Source organism: Thermoanaerobacter sp. X514 (genome assembly GCF_000019065.1).
GTDB classification, from domain to species: domain Bacteria; phylum Bacillota; class Thermoanaerobacteria; order Thermoanaerobacterales; family Thermoanaerobacteraceae; genus Thermoanaerobacter; species Thermoanaerobacter pseudethanolicus.
In genome coordinates this window covers 353,169-375,591 of sequence record NC_010320.1, presented here as the reverse complement: position 1 = coordinate 375,591, position 22,423 = coordinate 353,169, and the positions used below count along the sequence as shown (strand labels likewise).

At 31.7% G+C, this 22,423-nt stretch carries 19 protein-coding genes and 5 pseudogenes; 3 read left to right on the top strand and 21 right to left on the bottom strand.

The window, feature by feature from the left end; genetic code table 11:
• Nucleotides 1-101 precede the first annotated feature (101 nt).
• From TETH514_RS01835 to TETH514_RS01815, 6 genes and pseudogenes are all read right to left on the bottom strand, one after another.
• Entirely contained in the window at nt 102-722 is a 621-nt protein-coding gene (locus TETH514_RS01835) for a hypothetical protein (RefSeq protein WP_003867558.1), read from the bottom strand.
• A 191-nt stretch (nt 723-913) separates the two neighbouring features.
• Nucleotides 914-2,107: an ABC transporter permease gene (locus tag TETH514_RS01830; RefSeq protein ID WP_009051799.1), complete on the bottom strand. Its 1,194-nt coding sequence runs from the start codon at nt 2,105-2,107 to the stop codon at nt 914-916.
• Nucleotides 2,088-2,819 carry an ATP-binding cassette domain-containing protein gene (locus tag TETH514_RS01825; RefSeq protein WP_009051800.1) on the bottom strand — a complete coding sequence of 244 codons (732 nt, stop codon included), beginning with the start codon at nt 2,817-2,819 and terminating at the stop codon, nt 2,088-2,090. Before TETH514_RS01825 ends, TETH514_RS01830 begins: the two co-directional genes overlap by 20 nt.
• Nucleotides 2,820-2,834: 15 nt before the next feature.
• A complete protein-coding gene (locus TETH514_RS01820) occupies nt 2,835-3,365 on the bottom strand; it encodes a hypothetical protein (protein ID WP_009051801.1) in 531 nt (176 codons plus the stop codon).
• Between the two features lie 28 nt (nt 3,366-3,393).
• Nucleotides 3,394-3,537, bottom strand: a pseudogene (locus TETH514_RS12175) (ATP-binding cassette domain-containing protein); the annotation flags it as partial.
• A gap of 263 nt (nt 3,538-3,800) precedes the next feature.
• Nucleotides 3,801-4,139, bottom strand: a complete 339-nt coding sequence (locus TETH514_RS01815) for a DUF3796 domain-containing protein (RefSeq protein WP_009051803.1) — start codon at nt 4,137-4,139, stop codon at nt 3,801-3,803.
• A gap of 192 nt (nt 4,140-4,331) precedes the next feature.
• On the opposite strand from TETH514_RS01815, the pseudogene TETH514_RS12825 reads away from it, so the two are divergent.
• Nucleotides 4,332-4,569, top strand: a pseudogene (locus tag TETH514_RS12825) (transposase); the annotation flags it as partial.
• Nucleotides 4,570-4,632: 63 nt separating this feature from the next.
• Nucleotides 4,633-5,853, top strand: a pseudogene (locus TETH514_RS01805) (IS256 family transposase).
• Between the two features lie 96 nt (nt 5,854-5,949).
• Here TETH514_RS01805 and TETH514_RS01800 read toward each other — a convergent pair.
• A complete protein-coding gene (locus tag TETH514_RS01800) occupies nt 5,950-7,668 on the bottom strand; it encodes an ABC transporter ATP-binding protein (protein WP_009051804.1) in 1,719 nt (572 codons plus the stop codon).
• Between the two features lie 244 nt (nt 7,669-7,912).
• Nucleotides 7,913-9,130: pseudogene (locus TETH514_RS01795) on the bottom strand (IS110 family transposase).
• Nucleotides 9,131-9,393: 263 nt separating this feature from the next.
• Between TETH514_RS01795 and TETH514_RS01790 the strand changes: the two are divergent.
• A pseudogene (locus tag TETH514_RS01790) lies at nt 9,394-10,287 on the top strand (transposase); the annotation flags it as partial.
• Between the two features lie 329 nt (nt 10,288-10,616).
• On the opposite strand, the gene TETH514_RS01785 reads toward TETH514_RS01790, so the two are convergent.
• The 13 genes from TETH514_RS01785 to TETH514_RS01725 all read right to left on the bottom strand — a co-directional run bounded on the left by TETH514_RS01785 (nt 10,617) and on the right by TETH514_RS01725 (nt 22,306).
• On the bottom strand, nt 10,617-11,036 hold the full coding sequence (locus TETH514_RS01785; protein WP_009051806.1) for a hypothetical protein: 420 nt from the start codon (nt 11,034-11,036) through the stop codon (nt 10,617-10,619).
• Nucleotides 11,029-11,460 (bottom strand): hypothetical protein, encoded by a 432-nt coding sequence (locus tag TETH514_RS01780; RefSeq protein WP_009051807.1) that lies wholly within the window; start codon nt 11,458-11,460, stop codon nt 11,029-11,031. The genes TETH514_RS01785 and TETH514_RS01780 overlap by 8 nt, the downstream gene beginning before the upstream one ends.
• A 1-nt stretch (nt 11,461) precedes the next feature.
• Entirely contained in the window at nt 11,462-12,136 is a 675-nt protein-coding gene (locus tag TETH514_RS01775) for a CPBP family intramembrane glutamic endopeptidase (RefSeq protein WP_009051808.1), read from the bottom strand.
• The gene (locus TETH514_RS01770; protein ID WP_009051809.1) at nt 12,133-12,903 is read right to left on the bottom strand and encodes an ABC transporter permease subunit; all 771 of its coding nucleotides are present in this window, start codon (nt 12,901-12,903) and stop codon (nt 12,133-12,135) included. The genes TETH514_RS01775 and TETH514_RS01770 overlap by 4 nt, the downstream gene beginning before the upstream one ends.
• Nucleotides 12,887-13,798, bottom strand: coding sequence for an ABC transporter ATP-binding protein (locus TETH514_RS01765; RefSeq protein ID WP_009051810.1), 912 nt, complete (start codon nt 13,796-13,798; stop codon nt 12,887-12,889). The genes TETH514_RS01770 and TETH514_RS01765 overlap by 17 nt, the downstream gene beginning before the upstream one ends.
• 574 nt (nt 13,799-14,372) lie before the next feature.
• Nucleotides 14,373-15,656 (bottom strand): radical SAM protein, encoded by a 1,284-nt coding sequence (locus tag TETH514_RS01760; protein ID WP_009051812.1) that lies wholly within the window; start codon nt 15,654-15,656, stop codon nt 14,373-14,375.
• A gap of 942 nt (nt 15,657-16,598) precedes the next feature.
• On the bottom strand, nt 16,599-17,372 hold the full coding sequence (locus TETH514_RS01755; RefSeq protein WP_009051813.1) for a helix-turn-helix transcriptional regulator: 774 nt from the start codon (nt 17,370-17,372) through the stop codon (nt 16,599-16,601).
• 12 nt (nt 17,373-17,384) lie between these two features.
• On the bottom strand, nt 17,385-18,977 hold the full coding sequence (locus TETH514_RS01750) for a putative ABC exporter domain-containing protein (protein WP_009051814.1): 1,593 nt from the start codon (nt 18,975-18,977) through the stop codon (nt 17,385-17,387).
• Entirely contained in the window at nt 18,974-19,687 is a 714-nt protein-coding gene (locus TETH514_RS01745; RefSeq protein ID WP_009051815.1) for an ABC transporter ATP-binding protein, read from the bottom strand. Before TETH514_RS01745 ends, TETH514_RS01750 begins: the two co-directional genes overlap by 4 nt.
• A gap of 304 nt (nt 19,688-19,991) precedes the next feature.
• Nucleotides 19,992-20,207, bottom strand: a complete 216-nt coding sequence (locus tag TETH514_RS01740; protein WP_009051816.1) for a hypothetical protein — start codon at nt 20,205-20,207, stop codon at nt 19,992-19,994.
• 381 nt (nt 20,208-20,588) lie between these two features.
• Nucleotides 20,589-20,789, bottom strand: a complete 201-nt coding sequence (locus TETH514_RS01735) for a hypothetical protein (protein WP_009051817.1) — start codon at nt 20,787-20,789, stop codon at nt 20,589-20,591.
• Between the two features lie 270 nt (nt 20,790-21,059).
• Nucleotides 21,060-21,656, bottom strand: coding sequence for a hypothetical protein (locus tag TETH514_RS01730; protein WP_009051818.1), 597 nt, complete (start codon nt 21,654-21,656; stop codon nt 21,060-21,062).
• 110 nt (nt 21,657-21,766) lie between these two features.
• Nucleotides 21,767-22,306, bottom strand: a complete 540-nt coding sequence (locus tag TETH514_RS01725; protein WP_009051819.1) for a GNAT family N-acetyltransferase — start codon at nt 22,304-22,306, stop codon at nt 21,767-21,769.
• Nucleotides 22,307-22,423 lie beyond the last annotated feature (117 nt).

Here is a 22,423-nt window from a genome sequence, read left to right as displayed (position 1 = left end):
TTTAAAATTAATGAAGTTATTAGTAAAATTGAAGTAATCCATGAACCAATATTCTTTTCAATTTTAAACTCCTCCTTACATTTGCAAAAATATCTGTCTTATTATCTTCCTATTGCGTAGAAGTAAGAATCCATAGAACCTATGTATACTGTACCATTTGTTTCGCCAAATTCTTTATCTAATTGACGCTTTATTTTTTCATAATCTGGTTCAGGTAATTTTTTATCAATCCATAATTTATACTGTGTCAAGCCTTGATATGTATGATTTATTATCTTCCAATGCCCGTCTTGTTTTTCCAATTCAAAGATATTATCACCTGGACATATAAACATTGGGTAAGCCTTAGTACGATCTATTTCTAATTCCACTACAACTTTTGCTCTGTTACCATTTATATCTATATTTTTGTAATTAAATTTCAAAGGAAATCGCCTTCTTTCAACGTATCCATACCCTTTTTCAAAAGCATATTTTCTTCTAAATGTTAATTCTTTAAGTGCTATTACTTTATTTTGATTCTGTATTTTTGTCATATCCAGATATGGTGTTGTGTCAATATATTCCATTTTTAAGTACGCTTTATACTGCACATTGTAAAACTTTTCAATTGTATACTTAACATGGTCTTCTTCATTTTTAAATGTATAACCACATGCCGATAATAATCCGGATAAAGTAAATAAAACAAGCATGATTTTTAAAGGTTGTTTAAACATCATTTATTGACCCTTTCCATATATTTTTTAATATCTCAAAGACTCTTTCTTCCATTATACCCTTTTAAATGTTAAAATTTATTAAGAAATTCTTAAATTCTGGTTACAAAATGGTTACAATGTAAATTGCTGTCCTATATACAAGCAAAAAAATACAGGGTTTCCCCTGCTATTTGCAAATTATAAAAGATTTTTTACACCCTAAATAGTGCCCATTCCTGCTTAAACATCAAAGCTGCCAAATATACACTAATACCCACATATATTATTGATGAAAATACAAATATACCTATATGTGTCATATTTACAATACCATAAAGCAATTCTTTAAAAACCGAAATAGTTCCAAATACAGGTATTGCAAAATAAGATATAGGTATTTCATTTGGCATTTTATACATCACCAAATATGCCGGAATTATTGCAATAAACATTAAAGGTGAAATATATGTCTGCCCTTCTTTAAAAGATTTTGCATATGCACTTAAAGCAAGCTCCAGTGCAGCAAATATTGATGCTGTAAAAAAGGCAGCCACGAACATGACAACTATTGCCGCTACGCTCAACCTAAAATCGGCATTTAAAGATGCCATATCTTTATTTAAAGAAAAGGAAGCAAAAAGTCCCAAAAGTGAAGCAATAGCACTTATAAGTGCCATGGTTGTTACAGCCAAGTATTTGCCTGCCATTATAGAAAGCCTTGATGCAGAAGTCGTAAGTAAAGGTTCTAACGTACCTCTTTCTTTCTCACCTGCTGCCAAATCAACAGCTGCTCCCATACCTCCTGTTGCCGTCCATAAAGTCAAAAGCATTGGCACAATGAATGCTAAAAAAGACCCTGCCATTTTACTCTGTGAGGCAATATTTTCTGTCTTTATTGCAATTGGATCTAATATTTTAGGATCTATGCCTTTTGTTATAAGTCTTTCTTTTACAATATTATTCGCATATTCTTTTATAAGACCTCTTATCATATTCTCTGCATTTGAAGATTTCATATTTGACATGTCTACCTGAATTGTTAAATCAGCGTTCTTGCCTTCTTCTATATTTTTATCAAAATCAGAAGGTATAACTACAATTGCCCTTATATCGCCTTTTTCAAGACTTTCTTTGGGATTTTGCAAACCCGTTACTATACTTATTCCTGTCGATTTTAAATAATTTATAAATTTTACATTATTTCCTTCATCCAAAACTACTATTTTTGTATCGCTTATTTTTTGTTCTGATATGCTTTCTGCTCCACCTATTACTATGTACATCATTATAGGAATAAACAAGGCAGGAAGTAAAATTGTAACAATCCATGTCTTTTTATCTCTAAAAATGTCCTTTAGCTCTTTTTTCAAAACTATGTATACATGCTTAAACTTCAATTTTCTCACCTACCAATTCCATAAATAATTCTTCAAGATTGTCTGTTTTGTATTTCTCTTTTAAACCTTCTATAGTCCCCTCCTCTACAAGTTTCCCTTTGTGTATTATGCCTATCTTGTCGCAAAGTTTTTCTACTTCTGACATGCTGTGGCTTGAGAAAATGATTGTCTTTCCTTCTTCTTTACAAAACCTTATAAAGTCGTGCACTTCTCTTACTGAACCTACATCCAGACCTGATGTTGGCTCATCAAAAAGCATCACTTTAGGGTCATGTATTATTGACCTCACAATTGCTACCTTTTGCTTCATTCCTTTTGAAAGCTTGCCTGCTGGTCTATCAATAAATTCAGTCATATCAAATTTTTGTGCCAATATATCAATCTTTTTATTTGCCTCCTTTTTATCCATATCGTGAAGCTCTGCAAAATACAGTATATTTTCCCTTGCAGTAAGCCTGTCGTATAATCCACTTTCTCCTCCAAAAAGTATCCCAATTTCTTTTCTTATCTCTTCTGGTTCTTTTATTAAGTCCTTCCCATTTATAATGGCTGTTCCACTTGTAGGCTTAAGCATTGTCGCAAGCATTCTTAAAGTTGTGGTTTTACCAGCACCATTTTCACCTAAAAGCCCGTATATTTCTCCTTCTTCTACCTTAAAACTTAAATTGTCTACTGCTCTTATGTTTTTAAACACTTTAGTCAATCCCTTTACTTCTACCAAAATTATCCCTCACCTTCAATTTTTATCATTTTCTAGGTCTAGTACCAATTTAGATAATGCTTCTTGAATCGCTTGACTGACTTCTTCAAGAAAATCTTTTGAAATTCCCTCTGATTTAATTTCCGGTTCTGGAATAGGTTCAAACCAAGTAAGAAAGAGTTTTTCCATAAATTCTTTAGCAAAATTCTCCGTCACAATGCGGTCATCAAAATCTGAAACTGATAGAAGTTTTCTTTCATCTCTAAAAAGTATAAAATCCCAAAGCCTTATTCTTCTAGTTTCTATAATTTGTAAGAATAATTCTCTTGCCTCTTTTGTCATCTCCCCTTTTACAGCAATAGCTCCCTTCATACCACTCCATGGCTCCACAAAAACTTCAGGTAGCCCAAGAAATTCTTCTTCCCCTTCAGAAAGTGTCATTGTTGGGTCATCAGGAAATCGAACTTCAAAATGAGATGCTGAAAGTACACCATATTTAAGTATAAGCTTCCATATATCAGCACCTCTTCTCTTTCCTATGTAATAATATTCTCTTTCTTTTGACATAGCTCTCACTCCCATCTCACTATCAAATCTTTAAAGTAGTACTTTTCCCTGCACCATTTGGACCTATAAGCACTACAACTTCTCCAGGATACATCTCAAATGAAATCCCATCAACTGCTTTTACCTTGCTATAATACTTTTTTAGATTTTTTACAGAAAGTACACTATCCATCTTCGACCTCCGTTTATGCAGAATTTTAAATGCAAATTATAATCTCTCAAACCATAATAAAGAACAATCACTGGAACACAATACTATAAATTCTACAAAATTCCCTAAAATCCTTCTTCTATTTCCAATCTACAGTAAAATTTAACGTAAAAATTATAAAAATATTGCAGCAGGTAGTGGAGTAATTTCTTTTCATCTCCCATAGGTTAATTATGTACCAATTGATAATTCTGTTATAGGCTGATAAAACAGAGGTCTGAGTTTTATTTTTGATTACTTCCTGTGTATTTATAAAGTAAGTACGAATCTATAATAAAAATTAAAGCAAAAACAATGCAAAATGTAGCTTTAAAAATCTCATAACTTACGTTGAATATAAGCATTATTAACATGAATGATAAGAAAAAACTAGTCACAACAAAACTGATCGAATGAGCTTCTGCCATTTTGTTTTGAAGTTGTTTATCCTGTAAAATGTTAATATATCGACTAGTGAAAAAGTTAGAGAAAAAAGCAAAAAATGCAAAATACATATAAGATTTAAAAAATCCTAAAAAACCAAGAAAACCAAGAAAGCCTAACAACCAAAAGAATTTTTTCATACAATAATCCCTCCTAACATTGCACAATTAGACTTGTGCAAAATTCAAAAGCCTTCATTTAAGCCATTCTACAGATATGCTTTTTTCTATCTCTCTTGAATTTTTTATCTTTTATGTAGGATTTCCCCTCCCATTTGTCGAATTATTATATATACCGCATGAAAATATTTTTTAAGGAGAAGGAAATCTTACATGTACCAGCTTCAATTACTTTTAAATATACCTGAACTCTTTACCTCTCAGTCTAAAATTGATTTCTATTCTTCTATGCTTAAAAATCTAGACTTGTCTTCAATACCTGAATTCCCTTCCTCTAGTCCTGGCCGTAAGGGTTATTCTCATCTTCCTTCTTATTGGACTTTCTGCCGTTTTATTAATGAGTTCTCTCATGATTTATTTGACCTCTATCTTTCAAAATCAAGTCAAATTATCCTGGATGTTAAAATAAAATTGTGTCTGATGTATAATGAAATTGTAAGGAAGATTGGTAATAATGGATAAAAATAACTACTACGAAACAGTCAAAAACATGGCTATCGAAAAAGTCTTAAACCAATACTGCTCTGCTCAAGATCCTTCCCCCCTGTTTTAAAGAAACTCCTTGAAGATTTACTTGATTGGTTTATTCTTAACGTGAAATCTATCTCATGAAAAATGATAATGATAAAGGTAACGGCTTTTACAACAGAAAACTTGCTACTCATGTAGGTAACTTAGAAATATCTGTCCCAAGAACTCGTACAGGTGAGTTTAGGCCTAACATCCTCCTCAAACCTTTAAAAGGGTTGATGAATCATATACTGAACTTCTTATGTCCCTTGTTATTAATGGTTACTCAGAATCTTCTCTCCTAAACACCCTCAAAAACCTTCAACTGCCTTACTCTGAACAGGAACTCAATAAGATTAAAAATGACCTTAAAAGCGAATTGGATCTTTTTAAACAAAGAGAATTGCCTGAAGCTGTCTTTGCTCTAATAATTGATGCCTACCATTGTGAAATTAAAGATGGCTCAAAAGTTAAAAAAGCTGCCTGTTACATAGTCCTTGGTATTGACATGGAAGGCAAAAAAGATATCTTTGGCTTGTACACCTTCTTCGGCAAAGAAAACAGAGCCGACTGGAATAAAGTCTTCGAAGATCTAGTAAACCGTGGACTTAAAAAAGTTTTAATAGTTGTCAGTGATGATTTCCCAGGTATAATTGAAACAGTCAAGGCTGTATATCCTTATGCTGACCACCAGCTCTGTTTTGTCCATCTTCAAAGAAATATTCGTAAATCCATGACCAAAGCCGATGCTGCAGAATTCAACAAAGAACTCAACAAAATAAAGCTCTCTTCTTCATTTGATGAGGCTTTAGAAAAATTTCAAAATCTTTGTAATATATTCAAAGAGAGATACAGCCGTTATATGAATCTCCTTATGGAAAAAGCAGAGTATTATTTAGCCTTTACTAAATATCCTGAATCCTTAAGAAAACATATTTATACCACTAATGTTGTAGAAAGTGTCAACAGCCTGATTGAGAAAATCCGCATAAAAACGGGTGGATATTTCAATTCCGTTGAGGTCCTTGAAATTAATATTTATCTCCAGAGAAAAAATTTAAAACAGACAAAATGGAGAAAACCGGTTCCAATGATAAATGGCCATATCTATGAAATACAACAACTTTTCCAGTTACGTTACTTTAACCAGACACAAAATTCTTGACAAGTCTCCACTTAACTTCTCTATTACTCTTTCATAGATACTTGCTTTTGTCGGCAACCATTTGTAAGTTGCTTCAATGCTATATTTTGAATCCTTTCATACAGCTTCCTCTACTGTTTCTTTCTCATCAATCCCATAATTATACATATAATAGAAATATCCTCTCTTTTCTAATAGCTCATCTAATGTGCCTCTTTCAATGATTTCCCCATCTCTCATCACAAATATTTCATCATATCTTTTAAGTATATCCGGGTCTAGTTTATGTGTTACAGCAAGCACTGTCGCATCTAAATTTATAAGTGTCCTCTCTATATCGCTTGCCGTAATTTTGTCTAAAGCCGCCGTAGCTTCATCTATAAGCAGTATTTCAGCTTTCTTGATTAACGCTCTTGCAATTGCTATCCTCTGTCTCTCTCCTCCCGATAGCTCTACTTCCCCTTCTCCTACTATTGTATCGAGTCCCTTGGGAAGTTTCTCAACAACCTGAACTAAACCAGATTGTCTCAATGCTTCATTAAGTTCCTCTTCACTGCATTCACTATACAGACAAATGTTATTCTTTAATGTGTCGCTAAACATAAAGACGTTCTGCTGTATAATACTAACTTTCCTGTAATAGGAGGCAGGGTCAAATTCTCTTATGTCTACTCCGCCAATTAGCACTTGCCCCTCATAATCTGTAATGTGATTTAATAAGACTCTAAGTAGTGTGGTCTTCCCACACCCACTTTCTCCAACTAATGTATACTTTTTGCCTTTATCAAGCTTTATATTTATGTTTGACAAAGCATTCCTCTTCCCATCGTAGGAAAAGGTTAGGTTCTTGATTTCTATGGAATTTCTAAATTCAAAAGGTTTATCTCCCTGTGAGACTTCCTCTTTGCTTACGTCTATTATTTCTTTTTGGATTTTATCTGCTATTTTTTCAACAGATTTTATCTTTGTAGCATACAAAGATGCAGAAATTAAAGGATTTACTATGTAGTTCATAAGCTGTACAGCGGCAATCATAGAACCCACTGTTATGTAGCCTCTTAAAACCAAATATGTGGCTACAAGAATATTCACAAAAAACATTGCAAATCCTGACACAATAGACAAAGCCCCTTGAAATCCTTGAAATGCGTCGGATTTATACCCCGCCATTTCTGCATCTTTGTTATCTTTTGATGCCATATTGAGAATTTTATTTTCTATGTTAAAAGCTTTTATTACTTCAAATCCCTGAGCCATCTCTTTTATTCTGTTAGTAAACCTCTCAAGCTTTTTAAGGTACTGCCCCTTTAGTCCTTGATTTACTTTTGTGAAAAGCTGAGGTACAATCACTGGAACCCAGCCAAAAATGAAAATGACTATAGTGAGATAAACGTTTATTTTAAGTATCAAATATAAAGACACGATAAATAGTAAAATGTCTTCCATAATGTTAATGAGGCTTGTTAAGTAATTACTCTCTATCATTCTCACATCGTTGCTGAGTAAAGATATCAATTCTGAGCTTGTAATTTTCCTTCTTTTAGAATTTATGAAACTTTCTATGATGGATTGTTTGTAGTCTACCAAAACTTTCTTGTTAAAAGCTGCTGAAGCTGCATTTGACAAAGTTTCAGCTGTAAATACTGCTATTAAAAATCCTACCGAATACCATATTAAGCTAGAAATACTGTAATTTAAATTTCCAACTGCTGTGTCAACAATTATTTTAAAAAGTATTGCCTGCAGGGCTTTAAGGGCTGACACGAAAATTATAAGTATAGCGTTTATCAGAATTAAAAATTTGTATTTTAAGATATATTTCTTTATCGTCTCCATTTACACAACACCTCACTCCCTCTATTATCTTTTATTTTCTCTTAATATCTTAGTTTTTCTTTAATTTTCTCATCACAACAAAAGCATCTCATGGCTTATTATTATCATTTCTTATCTATCTACCCCGAAAATAAAACACCGCTAAAAAAGACAAAAAACAATAACTATACAACCCTATAGTATTCCACTTAAAAGAATTACTCTATAGGTATTATGAGGCATTGTATTAAATTGTGCATAAACCTTACACTGCATTCTCCACGGTGGCTTTTAATCTTAATGCCTCTAATTTCTTGATGGACTGTTTCACAATTATTTCTTTTTTACGTTCTTCGTAATAGTTTACTCCTAACTCATTATATCTCTCTTTTCGCTTTAATAAATAATACACAATCGTAAGGATACTGTGAGCTACAGCAACTGCAACGCGATTGACTCCCCGCCGGGCAGCTATACGGTGATACTGGGCTGATAAATATGTATCTTTCGTGTGAGCAGCGGCTCTTGCAGCTTCTACTAACACAGACCGTAGTTTTTCGTTCCCTTTTCGTGTTCTACTCGATTTTCTTTTCCCTGCACTTTCATTGTTACCTGGAGCTACTCCCGCCCAGGAGCAAAGATGCGCAGCAGAAGGAAATTGGTCCATGTTTGTACCAATTTCAGCTATTATGTGTTCAGCTGTGCGTCTGCCCACTCCTGGAATAGTGTCTAAACGCTCTAGTTCCTCTTCAAAAGGGAGCATTCGCCTCTTTATCTCTTCATCCAATAAGGCTATTTGTTCATCGAGAAAATCTATATGCTCAAGTTGCGCCTTTAATATCAATCTTTGGTGTGGTCCTATTAAACCATTTAAAGCTTTCTTTAGTTCTTCTTTCTTATTCTTTAATCGTTTCTGAGCCAATTCAGATAAAATGGCAGAACCTTCTTCTCCATTAATTATAGCTTCAATCATCGCACGTGATGATTTTCCCAGTATAGCTCCAGTCACAGAAGCAAGTTTAATATTTGCTCCCTCTAATACTTTTTGCATCCGGTTTATTTCTCTGGCACGTTCTTCTATTAAGCTCCATCGATATCCTATTAATTCCCGCAATTCCCGTTGCTCTCTTGAAGGTATATAACTGCCCTGCAGTAAACCATGCTGTAATAACCTTGCGATCTACTATACATCTTTTACATCCGTTTTTCTGCCCGGTACATTCTTAATATGATTAGCATTTACTATCATTGGATTGAGCCTCTCAATCTCAAGAATATTGTAAATGGGCTTCCAGTAAGAACCTGTACTTTCCATCGCTATATGTGTAAACCCTTTATTTTTTATCCAGTCCACCATAGCTAGTATATCTTCAGTCATCGTGGAGAATGTACGCATTTCTTTTTCTTTTAGTGTAATTACGCAAGCTACTACAGTCTTTTTATGAATGTCTAAGCCACAACAGTGTGGATATATAACTTCCATTTGTATCATCCTCCAGCGGCTTTTAGATTTGAAGGGCTGGTGCAACAACCTCTATCGATTATTCTATCCCGCGTGCTTCCATATTGGAGCAACAGTCTGTGGTGCACCCCGTCATTGTGGTTCAGTCTAACATTGAGCTCGAAGCATCAAAATGAAAACGACCTGCCTTCACCAACCGCTATAATGATTATATTATCAAATTATATCATCAAAAAAGGACATTTTCATTCTCTGCTGGTGTCGCATTTGTTGCGACATGGGAGTCTGGTAAGTTTATTTCCATAGACTCTACCCCTATTAAAGCTAACACTAAGTTAAATAACCCTAAGTTTTTTTCTAAAAATAAATTCTCTAAAGATATTAAGCCTAAGTCTTTTTAGGATTGTAAATTAGGCGTTTATTCTGCTTCTAATGATTCTTCTAATAAACGTTATAAGTTTTATTGGGACTATGAAAATCATATTATTGTTGATGCCATCTTTTTTATACCTATCGCTGAAACTATTACTCCTGCTGATGTCCCTGATTTTGATGTCGCTTTGTCTTTACTCGCTGATACTAATAATTGGTTTAAACTGACTGGTACTAATTTTATCGCTGATAAAGGTTATGACGTTAAGAAACTCTATAATTACGTTAGAGATACTCTCCATGGTCATTGTTTTATTCCTCGAAACTGGCGTAATTCTAAAAATCCCCCACTGACTGATGATGGTTATATCGTTTGTGAAGCGGGTATTAAAATTCTTAAAGACGGCAAGCAATATTTTGATGGTTTTATTAAGCAAAAATTTGTTTGCAAGTTCTGCAATTCTAAAGATGACTCTGCTTGCCCTATAAAGCATCCTAAATATTTTAATGGCAAAAAGCATAGAGGCTGTACTAAGTATACTATTATATCTTCTGATTATAGGTCCTCTATTAATAGAGACTCCCTATATTTTAAGGCTGTCTATAAATTGCGGATTGAATCAGAAAGATATAATTCTCGATTTAAAACCCTGAATTTTGAAAAAGCTTATGTCAGAAATATTAATTCCTTCAACAACCTTAATACTTTGGGCCATATTACTTTGCTTACTGTCACTATTGTAGCTATTAAACTGGGTAAATTTGATGAGTTTAAGTCCCTTGTTGTTCTGATGCAATCGGCTTAACTTTTGCTGAATTTGGTTCATGCCACTTTTTAACATTTGACTTCTACAGGATATTTATGCCCTTTTTAGCTCCTCTTTTTGTCTTTTCTTTTCCTTTACCACTTTCTTTATGTTCGATTGTCAGTCCTAATTACTATATATTGTATGTCATACATATTTTGGCTTTTATTCGTAATTATTTTTATTAATTTTGCACATCCCTACATAATTATATAGGCTCATTTGTAATGTGCATATAAATAATAATGAAACTGCAGTAAATCTTGCAATAAATCCCAAAGTTAAAAATTTACCCTTTACCCAACTTAGCATGTAGCACTCTGCTTCTTTCATAGTACCTCTGGATTCAAAAATTGAATCATTACCTCATAAACAAGTCGGTTATCAGTAAATCCTGTAAAGAAACGCCAGTTAATTAAAAGGTATAATCTTTTCCTCGTACCATTCTTGGTAAATTCAAGCACTAAGGGTTCTCCACGACATAAAAAGGCAAGACGTGGATACTGACCAACTATTCCACCAGCCCAAAAACGATTATAAAGAGAATCATAATGGAGACTTATTTTTGAAAGCTCATTAAACTTTATTTCTTCTAAATTGGTCAATATTAGCCCTTCCTTACTTATTACTATTTCACCTTTATGAGGAAATCGAAAAGAAGGATGAACAAAACCTAACAGAGACTTTTTCTCTGACAGTTCTTCAGCATAAGCTGCAAAATACTTACCAGTAAAAAGCGGTTCAGACATCTTGCATTCCCCCTTTTTTTCTTACTATCCACCCAGCAAAAGAACCAAGCAGAAGAAAAATCAGAAAAGAAGTTACAAGAGAACTTATTGCCAATGGACTTACAATTTGAACATCCGAACCAAGCTGATTTGAAATTTTCTCTACAATAATTTTATAATCAGGGTGGTTTACAATTATTATATTACCTATTATATGCCCAATATATAAAATTGCTGCACAAGTAGCTCCCTTTAAAGTAGAATCTATATTTATATTTTTAAATGTGATACAAATACCTATAATGGAAAAAATTACTACAATAATCATTTCTAATAAACCTAAAATAACCATATGAGTATAATTTTGGGTATAATGCAGTGCCAAGAAAGGGAGCATTGCCAAAATTACTATTCCCAAACTTAATACCAAACCTCTTTTTAACATTCTACATCACTCCTATTAGTATTGTAAAATCATATATTAAATGAGTAAAAAAAGGCGAAAATATGTTTCTTCTAATATAATAAAGAAAACCAATAACAATTCCCAATGGAAATCTAATAATTAGATTTATAAATGGTATTTCGGATGCATGTAAAACAAAAGCAAAAACAAAAGAACTCATCAAAATACTTAAAACTGGTCCTAAAACTTCCATTAAGCGTTTTTGCAAGAATGATCTAATAAGAAATTCCTCAGCAAATGCTAACACGGTAAGATGAAAAAACCATTTTAATTTTTCTACATATGAAATTGTAACATTTTCAAAAGGTAATCCTAACATATGTTGACAAAACTTAACCCATAGCAATAGAAAAAGTACCGCTGCCACTGATAGAATTAAATCCCATAAAGGCTTTTTGGGTTTTATATCTCGGATAATATTTAATATAGACTTTTGTTCAACAACATTTTCCCATATGCACGGTATAACCACAAACGAAAAAAATAAAATTAGTGATGGAATCCAGAATAAATTGGATGGAAAAGACGAAAAAGTAATCCATGTCTTATTTATTCCCAAAAGTCTGCTAACTACAAAGGAAATAAATAAAATAGAAAATAATGATAAAATAAAAACATTAAAAGTTATTAGTAAATACTTAGCTTTGCTTTTCATCCTTTAAAATCCTTTCTTTCAAAAATCATAATTCCAGCTGTAAATAAAAGTCCGATATAAACAATAAGTAAAATCATACTAATTAGTCCATCTTTGATGGGGTCTTTACTATGCACTTGTATAGTTGAAAACTGGTAAAGATAAGTGGGTAAAAAATACCACAATTCCTTTTTTCCTTCTAATACTTGTGAAAAAATCAACATTACTAAAGGTAACATAATTGAAATTGACGTTTGAAAAAAACAAGAAAAAAACAAGGTAATGGTACTACAGAATAGAAGCCCCAAAAAACCCAGTATATAAGTAAATAATAAACTTTTCCACAGAGGAATTGATATATTTCCAATCTTATCTACTGATGCTGCTTTATTAAAGCCATAAAATAATAAGCCCGAAAAGTATGAAGAAAGAAAAACAAGCATTGAAATACCAAGACATATACAAAAAAGAAAAGTAAGTTTAGCAATAAATATATGTCTGCGATGCAATGGTTTAGATAATATTAATTTTATACTTCCATTCTCAATTTCTTTTGATAAAGAGTTGGCTGAACTAACAATAATAAGTAACGGAAATATCATTATTCCCCAGAGGAAAGCGATCATAAACGTATTCTCTAATGGAGAATGCCATGATGAAATAATTACCACCTTCTTATGTGCCAAATATGTAACGAGAAAAGGCAATAAAACAGCAAGAAAAATTGTTGTTTGAATATCCTTCCTTTTCATATTTTTTATAAATTCAGCTTTAATTATCCTTACCATCCTTTCTCCTCCTTACTAAATCAATGAATATTTCTTCTAAATCAGCTGAAAGTTGCTCTACTTGAAGTATTGAACAATTTTCAGAATTTAGTGTTTGTACTATTTCACGCATCTCTTCATCTGAAGCATAAAATTCCAACGCATTACTATCATTAAACGTTAAAAAATTCTTGTTTGTTTGTATTAAAAATCTTTTTATTTTATCAACTGGTTTTCCTTTTAACCGAAATTTTTTTTTCATTAAAAATAATTTCTCTAATTCTCCTTGATAAATAATTTCACCATTGTTTATAAAAATTATCTCAGTACATAAGTCCTCAACCATTTTTAATATATGAGTTGAAATAATAACTATTTTTTTTTCTTCTACTAATTTTTTTAATGAGTTTTTTAGGTCTATAATACCCATTGGATCAAGTCCAATGTTGGGCTCATCTAATATAACTATTGAGGGGTTACCTAATAACGCTTGTGCCAATCCAAGCCTTTGTTTCATGCCAAAAGAAAAAGATGAAACCTTTTTATTTCTTTCATTTTTTAAGCCTACAAATTCTAACAAAGAGTCAATTTGATGTTTGTCTAAACCCATAGCTGAAGATAAATAAGCCAAATTTTCATATGCTGTTAAATAAGGGAAAAATTGTGGTTCTATTAGTATTCCTACCTCTTTTAAGGCATCTGCATGTTGAGTAAAAGGATCTCTGCCATTTACCAATATTTTACCTGAATCAACCTTTAAAAGCCCAGCAATTAGCTTAATAGTAGTTGTCTTACCTGCTCCATTAGGACCAATCAACCCTACAAGAGAACCTTTATTTACTTCAAATGAAATGTTTTTTAAAACTACTTTTTTCCCATACCTTTTTATCACGTTTTCAAAAATCAATTCACTCATTAGCACCCTCCTCAAATAACTATGAAATGTCTCTATAATCCATCCTTTTTGACTCACCATCTTAATATTTTTTCCAGTAGCAATATATATTAATGAGTTATAAATGTATAAAATTACCTTTTCTTCAAATAATATAATTCTTCAAGGATAAATATTGAAATTTTATAAAAAGAATTAATTGGAGCGAGCATGTAACTAAGTGTTAATTACATGCTCACTCTACCCTTTCTATAAACCTCTTCAATTAGAAACCTCTCCAACTAGGTGGGCCATAACTGACACAAACAATGTAACCAATACTAACGCACCCAGCTTTCCTTACACTTTTACCAAAACCTAAAATCATTCTCTTCACCTCCTATCTCAATAAAATTTTTTATTATCTTCAAATAGCTGCAAATATCTTAAAATTACGCAGCTATTTGGAATTTTTTACTACCTTAATAAAACACAACAATACCTCCCCTTTTACAGCGCTACTCCTTTAGAAGTTAATTAGCTATTTGCAGAAACACTCAAAATGAGCGTTATCAACCAATTCAAGTATCTATAAAGAAAGGAAAAATCGAAAACTTTAAAGTAAAAAATTGGAAAAAGCTTCATCTAAAAAAGTGCGATAAAAAATACAATGTGGATCTTTACCTTGAAGACTTCCTGTTTTAATTAATGCATGTGCTCGACAACCACCGCCACAAAAATACCTGTAATTACAGTTTTTGCAACTTTCAAGTTCATCAACCAAACAACCTTCACATAATTTTGTCTTCAAACTTAAAATTTCTTCCAAATTGCTTCTTGGCAACTCACCTAATTTATACTTAGAATAGTGTAAAAGATGACAGCAATAAATTGTACCATCGGCATCTATACTTATTTCATTACCCTCCCCCAGGCCACATCCTTTGCGTATTGAAATTTCACCAACCATACTTTTCCCCTTTATTTTACTACTTTCACTAAAGTTTCTCACATTGTTTTGGTTTGCAATCCATTTAGCAAAATCTACTAATTGGTTTTCGTTTAATGCTAAGTCCGTATTATAAAAACCAGCACCAATGGGAACAAAAAGGCTGTAGTTGATAGGGCACTTAATTTCATCCGAAAATTCTTTAAACTGATCAATAAACTCAAAATTAATAGATGTAATTGTAGGAAGTAAACTAATATTAATATTTTCACTTTTTAAGTAATCAATAGCATTAATTACTTTTTTAAAATTTTCTTTTCCACGTAATCTACCATAAATTTCTTCATTAACTCCATCTAAAGAAATGTAAACTTCATCAACTGTACCCTTAATTTTGTTTGCTATCTCCTTATTAATTAGAGTACCATTCGTTAAAACTACAACACTAAGTGATAATTTTTTTGATTCTTCCAAAATTTTAATAAAATCTTCTCTTAAAAATGGTTCTCCCCCAGAAAAAATTACTTCATTAATGCCAAATTCTTTTATTTTTCGCAGAACTTCTTTTACTTTTTCAGTAGGCATGTCATTTAATTTGTTTCTTTTAGGTGAAAACGTAAAGCACGTCGGACAATTTAAATTACAACGTTGAGTAATATGAAAGTAAGCTATCGTTGGACCTATCTTTTGTATTCCCTCACAATGCTTAACACCTTTAATAATATGCAACTCATGTAAAATGCTAATTAACTCCTTTTCCTCCTTTTTAAGCTTATTAAAAATATACCCCTGTCTTAACTTTGTTAAGAACTCTTTCCCTTTTTTATTGATAGCAAGCCATGTTTTTTCTTTGAGATTAACCAAAAAATATACTCCTTTAATTTCTATTTCCCTCACATCTTCTCCAAAAGTGAGAGGTAACTCTATTCTTTCATTTTTTTCAATATGCATTTTAATTTCTCCCCTCTCTCAACATACCTTTCATATTAAGTCTTCATCTCCACAGCAACCCAAAAGAAAAACATTCTGCACCGCAATCTGTTATATCTCTCAAACTTATATATACTATGATGTAGCAGTATATCGCTTATAACACTCTACTTGTTTATGCGTAAAATCACATTGGCTTATATCCTCTTATCTAAGCACTGTGTTCCACAATCATTATTTACACTGTTTACCCCAGCCAAAGCAACATAATTCAACAAGTTTACTCATTGGTTTGAGAAAAAACTTTATAGTTATTAGGCCCTCCTTCCTTTTATCCTTCAGTCCTTTTCAATTTCTTCACACCTTTCTAAATAAGGTTTCTTTTATTTGACAACTTTATTAAAAATGTTTGCCTAATAAATAGTGCTATCTTATCGAACAATAAAATATTAAAAAATTACTGCACCACAAAAATTTGTTTTGTTTCTTTCACATGATAATTCATCCAATTTTATCTATTACACGCAGTAAAAATTGAAAGATTATTTTAATATATATAAATAGTAAAACTACCGGAAAGAATCTCATTTTACATTCTCCCCTCAGTTTAATAACATATAATATCTTCATTTCTATCAATTGGATAAAGAAGAAGCATTAATTGTTTAAACATAACTATTTTTTTCTCCTTTTAAAAACTTTCTGCGTTATATTCAATACAATTAGAATCTGCCCTAAAATTTCCCATGCATCATTGAAGCTATAACACACATCACAATTAATTCCTTTATGGGTACCAACTTTATTTTTTATATACTTGCATTTTATTCCAGTATACTATCCCCTAACTCAACTAATTTTTTATTCATTTTTATTTTATAATACATTTTTTTCAATGTCTACTATATCTTTGTATAGTTTTAGCAAAAAAATAAAAAAACTATACAAAAGTATAGTCCAAATTTAATCTATTAAATTAAGCTTAATAGCTTTTGCAATCGCCTGTTGAAAGTTTTTTACTCGCAATTTTTTAATAATTTCTTTTTTATGATACTTTACCGTAGATGGTTTTAGTCCGAGTTCCATCGATATAGCTAATTCTGTGTATCCTTTTGCACACTTTTTTATTATTTCAATCTGTTTATCTGTCAATTTTTCAAGGTCTTCTTGTGATTCTAAATCCATTTCTCTTTTATATTCGTTGGCAATTTTATATACTAATAAATCTATAAATCCCATCATTTCATCTGCCATATTATGTTCTATTATTGATATATCCAAATAGCCTACTATCTGATTATCTATGTGAAAAGGCGTGGCTATACAGTACCATTGTTTGAAAATATCACAATAATGCTCTTCCGGTTTTAAGTAAATTGGCTGCTTTAATTTCATAGCCAATGAAATGGCATTTGTCCCACAGCTTTCCTCCTTAAAAGAGGTTCCTCTCCTAATGCCTAAGTCAGTAATATCCTTGTATATTTTTTTGTTGTATAAAACATCTAAAAGGTATCCTTCACTATCTACCAGCAAAAAAATATATCTTTTCTTCAATTGTGTACGTACCCTATTAACACATTTTCTAAAAACTTCTATAAGTTTTTTATTCTCTTGTAATCTCTTTTTCAATTCATCTTCTTCTAAAGATATTAATGGAGTAACTATCGATTTTGTAAGTCCTATTTCCAGACACTTTTTATAAGAAAAAAGTATTTCATTAGACTTTATATCTCCCATCAAAATTTTCCCTCACTTCAGCTCCAACCTCTCAAATATATAATTTGCAAAGAGCAAAAACATTCCCGCTTCTAAAAGCATTATTATAGAAGCTGATAAAATGCCTATTCCCATACTTTTTGTCGCAATACCCAAAGGAATGGAAACTAATCCTACAGGTATAAGCACAAATAATAATCCAAACAACCTAAAAAAAGGTATTGCTATTTTAATGTCTTCTTTTGATGGCATAAAAGTAAGCAAAAAAGCGTAGGAAAAATTCTGTAAAACCGAAAGACTTATTATAAACAGTATAGCTGCAATAGTATTAAGCAAGCCGGGTTTTATAAAAATTGAAGCAGGTACTATAAGAAGTATCGCTGTTATAAACGATTTTAAAAGAGGTACAAAGTTTACTGCAATAAGCTTTTCTATGCCTTCTCCCGGAATTATGTAAATGTACATTCTATTTAATTCTGCCCCTATTGTTGAGACCATACTCAAAAGCCAAGCCATATAAGCGTACATAAAAGCCAAAACAAATATTATAGTGCTATCATTTTTAGGAAGAAAATATCCAAAAGCAATTGAAATTACAAGCAAAAAGAGGTTATAAAAATTAAAATATATAGAGCCTATCTGTCTTTTATTTTCTACCATTTTAAGCCATATAAAAGCCCATGGACCTTTTGGTGAAAATTTCACTTCTACTTTTCTTTTTTTCTTTTTTACATTTTCTTCCGTACCTGACAAGTCACCTTTATCGGCCTTTTCTCTTATCTTTCTTATCTTTTCATTGTAAGTGACAACTTCCTCATAATAGTCTGTCGCAAAATAAAGTCCTATAAATACAAGCAAAACTATTGTTACAAATTGTAAAATTATCTGTATTATTGCGTTGTGAGAATTACCAGTAAAATATGAAAGTATAAGTCCTTTTGAAGGTCCTATAATAGGAACATAATCCCATCCTTTTAAGTCAAAATATTCAATAAAACCATAAATGTTTTGCTCTTTATAGGCAAAATACACTGCAGAACCGAGAACCAAGACTAATACACTCCATAAAATGTATTTTATTATCTCTTTTGCATTAAACTTCATTGAAATGGAGTAAAATAAAAAGCTTAAAGGACTAAGTGCAAGATAAAAAGTAAATACTCCGAGGTATCCCCAAATTAAGTTCTGTGAATATTTGAAAATTTCCATTGTAACACTTAAAAAAGGCAGATATATGATAAATAGAACAGCAATAAATAAATTTTTAAAAATGCTCCTTACCATGTACCAGAAAAATATCATTCTTTCTCTTATCGGGGAAGACAACAAAAAAGCTGTATCTCCTGGGCTCAATATAATTCCCGGCTGTCTTAAGGAGGTAAATAAAGAAGCAAAAACTCCCAAAAGCATGACCGCTATCAAAACTGCATTAAAAACTTCAAATTTTATCGTACTTATTTCATTGAATGTCTTTCCCCTCTTTGTTATCACGGGTATTAAAATGAATACAAACCAGATAAATTGAAGAAGATATATAAATATTCTTTTGGGGTTTTTGATTATATCCTTCACAAAATTTTTAAATCTTAATAAGTCCAATGTAAGCAAAGCCTTTATTTCTGTCATTTTGTCACCTCCAAAAAGAGGTCTTCTAATGTGCCATTAGGTCCTGCTTTTTCCATAACCTCTTCAAGAGTACCTTCATAGATGAGCTTTCCCGCTTTTAAAATAAGCACTCTGTCTCCAAGATTTTGAACTGAATCTAGCATGTGTGTACTCAAAAGAACAGATTTGCCTTCTTTTTTAAGTTCGCGTATGGTATCTTTAAGCTCTCTAATCGCCTTAGGGTCAAGCCCTACAAAGGGTTCATCAAAAAGCATTACCTCAGGTTTGTGCAAAAGGCCGCAAATAACCATCACCTTTTGCCTCATGCCTTTTGACAGATTTGCCCCTAATTCATCTTTTTTATCCAAAAGGTCATAGGCTTCAAGATATCTCAAAGCCTCTTTTTCCCAATTGTCAAGGTTGTAAGCAAGAGCAATAAACTTCATATGCTCCCAAACTGTAAGCATTGGGTATATGTCAGGAATTTCAGGTATGTAGGAAAGCTTTTTTCGCGCCTCTTTGTCTTTATAGTCATAACCGCATACCTTTATCTCTCCCTCTGTCTTTCTCAAAAGTCCTACTATAGTCTTTAAAGTAGTACTTTTACCTGCCCCGTTTGGACCAATAAGACCCACGACTTCACCGGGATAAAGTTCAAAAGTAATGCCATCAACCGCTTTTATTTTGCCGTAATACTTTTTTAAATTTTTTACACTAAGTACGCTGTTCATCTTAAAACCTCCATCTTAGTGTGTATTTTCAACTGTTTTAAGTTTATAGATTAAATGCCCGTTGTCTTATAATTTCTACAAAATTCTCTATAATCCTCCTTTCATTGCCAATCTATAACAAAAATTTAACATAGTTTTAACATATTTCTTATATTATACAACATTTAAAGTTAAATTTGTGGATTTTGGAACGAAAGTGTCATTTTTGGGAACGAAAACGCATTTTTCACCTAATATCTTACAATTGGTAATCATAAAAAATTGAGGAGAATACACTCCTCTTTTTGGGCAATTAATAAATTTACTAATTATGTCTTTGAACTAAACCAATTTTATGGTCAATCCCCATTTCAGAACTATTAGGTTTAATAGTTCTTGGGTTATCATTTTTGCACAGCCATTTGTAACTTACAATCTCCCTTAATTTTACTTGGGCCTTATCATCACTCAGTATTTTAATATCATTAATTTTTATGCTAGATTTAATATCTATTATTTTTAAATCCAATTTATTTTCCATTTTATTGTAACTCTGATATCTATTCTTTTCAAAATCATATATTTTCTCACCTTTTACGTAGAAAAGACCCAATTCGTCGCTAATAGATTGATTAACTATTTATTTCGCTCTATATTCATAAGCTTTCGTAATCAGGTTCACAATCTCACTTTTCACGTTAATTTCATTATCTTAACATGCATTTACTTTAATAAATGTTCCACATATTAAGCATAGTGTTAAAAGGAACGTAACAAACAATTTTTTCATAATTTACATTCTCCTCCCTCATATATTATTCCCGGGTAACGTTTTATAAACATTTTCACCTCCCATTTTTTTATTTTCCCCTTATCTATATAAAATCTAAAATTTCTAAAAAATATTCCATGATACAAAATTTTATAATGAGAGACAACTGTATGTGATGCTATCAATTACCTCTTTTTTACCCTCACTATCCCCATTATTTCTTGGTGCATCTAATATTAAAAGTTTTCTATATTTTACTTCTTGATATTTCTTTTTAAGCTTTACAGATTCTAACCTAACATATCTAGCTAAATACCCAATAAAAGCTAATTCCACCTTATTTTCTTTCATCTCCTTCCCCTCCTTGCCTCTCTCTTTTCTTCCATTATACCTCTTTAAATGTTAAAATTTATTAAGAAATTCTTAAATTCTGGCTACAAAATGGTTACAGACAAAAGGGACAGTTCCTTTTATCTGAAGTTAAATTGTTCAGATGAGAGGAACCGTCCACGGCGTCTGCTTAATGTAATGTCGCAATATAAAAAATACAAGGGCTTTAATCCCTTGTACAGCTTGTCAACATATTTTTTAAGCAGAACAGAACTGAAACCTACATTCATCTTATCCTCTTAAAATTGTTACATATTTCCAAAATAAGTTTGATATATATTTGAAAAAACCGCTATACTCTAATATTAAAAGCAAACTGTAACCAGCAATGTTTATCCATTTGTGTCTTATGATGCTGTTTAACCTATTTTGGTCTAGAGTGTCGCGCCGAATTTTATAGGCTACATTGTATGTTTTTATTTCTGTTTCTACATATTTTATCGTACGTTTTGAAAGATTTTTGTACCCATGCATTTTGTAATTTTTGTACTTATAAAAGTAGATTTGTTCTATTCCTTCGAATAACAACAAAATTCCAAAAATTACATAGAACCCTATTGCACTATTTATTCCTTTAGCGTAAATATATCCATACACCGTCGTCATAAACCACATAAGAAATCCAAACTTTGAAGTTCTAATCATTTTATAAATAATATCATCATCATTCGGAACATTACGCCATCTGCTGTAGAATGCCTTTCTTTTCTCTACAAAGTCCACTACCCATTTAGATAATTTATCTTTTTCATATTCATATATTTCATACATGTAAAAACATACCTGTTTTATTATTTCATATAATGTTAAGAAACCAAAAATTAACATATTTATATACCCCATTCAATATTATTTCATTTATTTAAATTGCCTAGGTATCTCGGACATAAGCAGTTTTTCATTAATATAACGGCAAAATTTTGGTATCTCCCCCGTATTCAGCCATATATCTCGTCAAATTCCTCTTTTAATATACTCATTATATACTCATCATAGTATCTGCCATCTCTAAACAACCTCTTTCTCAATACACCTTCTTTGACAAATCCACATTTTTCATAAGATTTTATAGCACGAGTGTTATAGGAATAGACATATAATTCCACTCTATTTATGTTCATCTGTTCAAATATAAATCTTATCAGTACTTTCATTGCATCCGTGCCGTATCCCTTTCCCCAATATTCCTTGTTCCCAATAAAAATTCCCACAACCGCCACCTTATTTTTCCAGTCGATTTTATCTATTCCACAACCTCCTATGTACTTTCCCTCCTCAAGGGTTTCAATTGCAAAACTATATGTGTCCTTTGAAGAAGATAAGCTTTCAAACCATTTGTATTCATCTTCTAGTGTCAAAGGATAGGGAATCCCGGGAGTCAAATATCTTTTTACTTCCGGATCATTTATAAATTTCAAAGCCAGTTCCACATCCTCTTTTCTATAAGCCCTAAGTTTTACCTTTTCTCCTGTAAACAACCTATTCGCCATCCTTTCTTAATAAAAATTTTAAAAGTTATTAATGTTATCCGTAGCAAACAATTTATAATAACATCATCTTAACGAATACTTAAAAATATTAGGAGAAACTATATA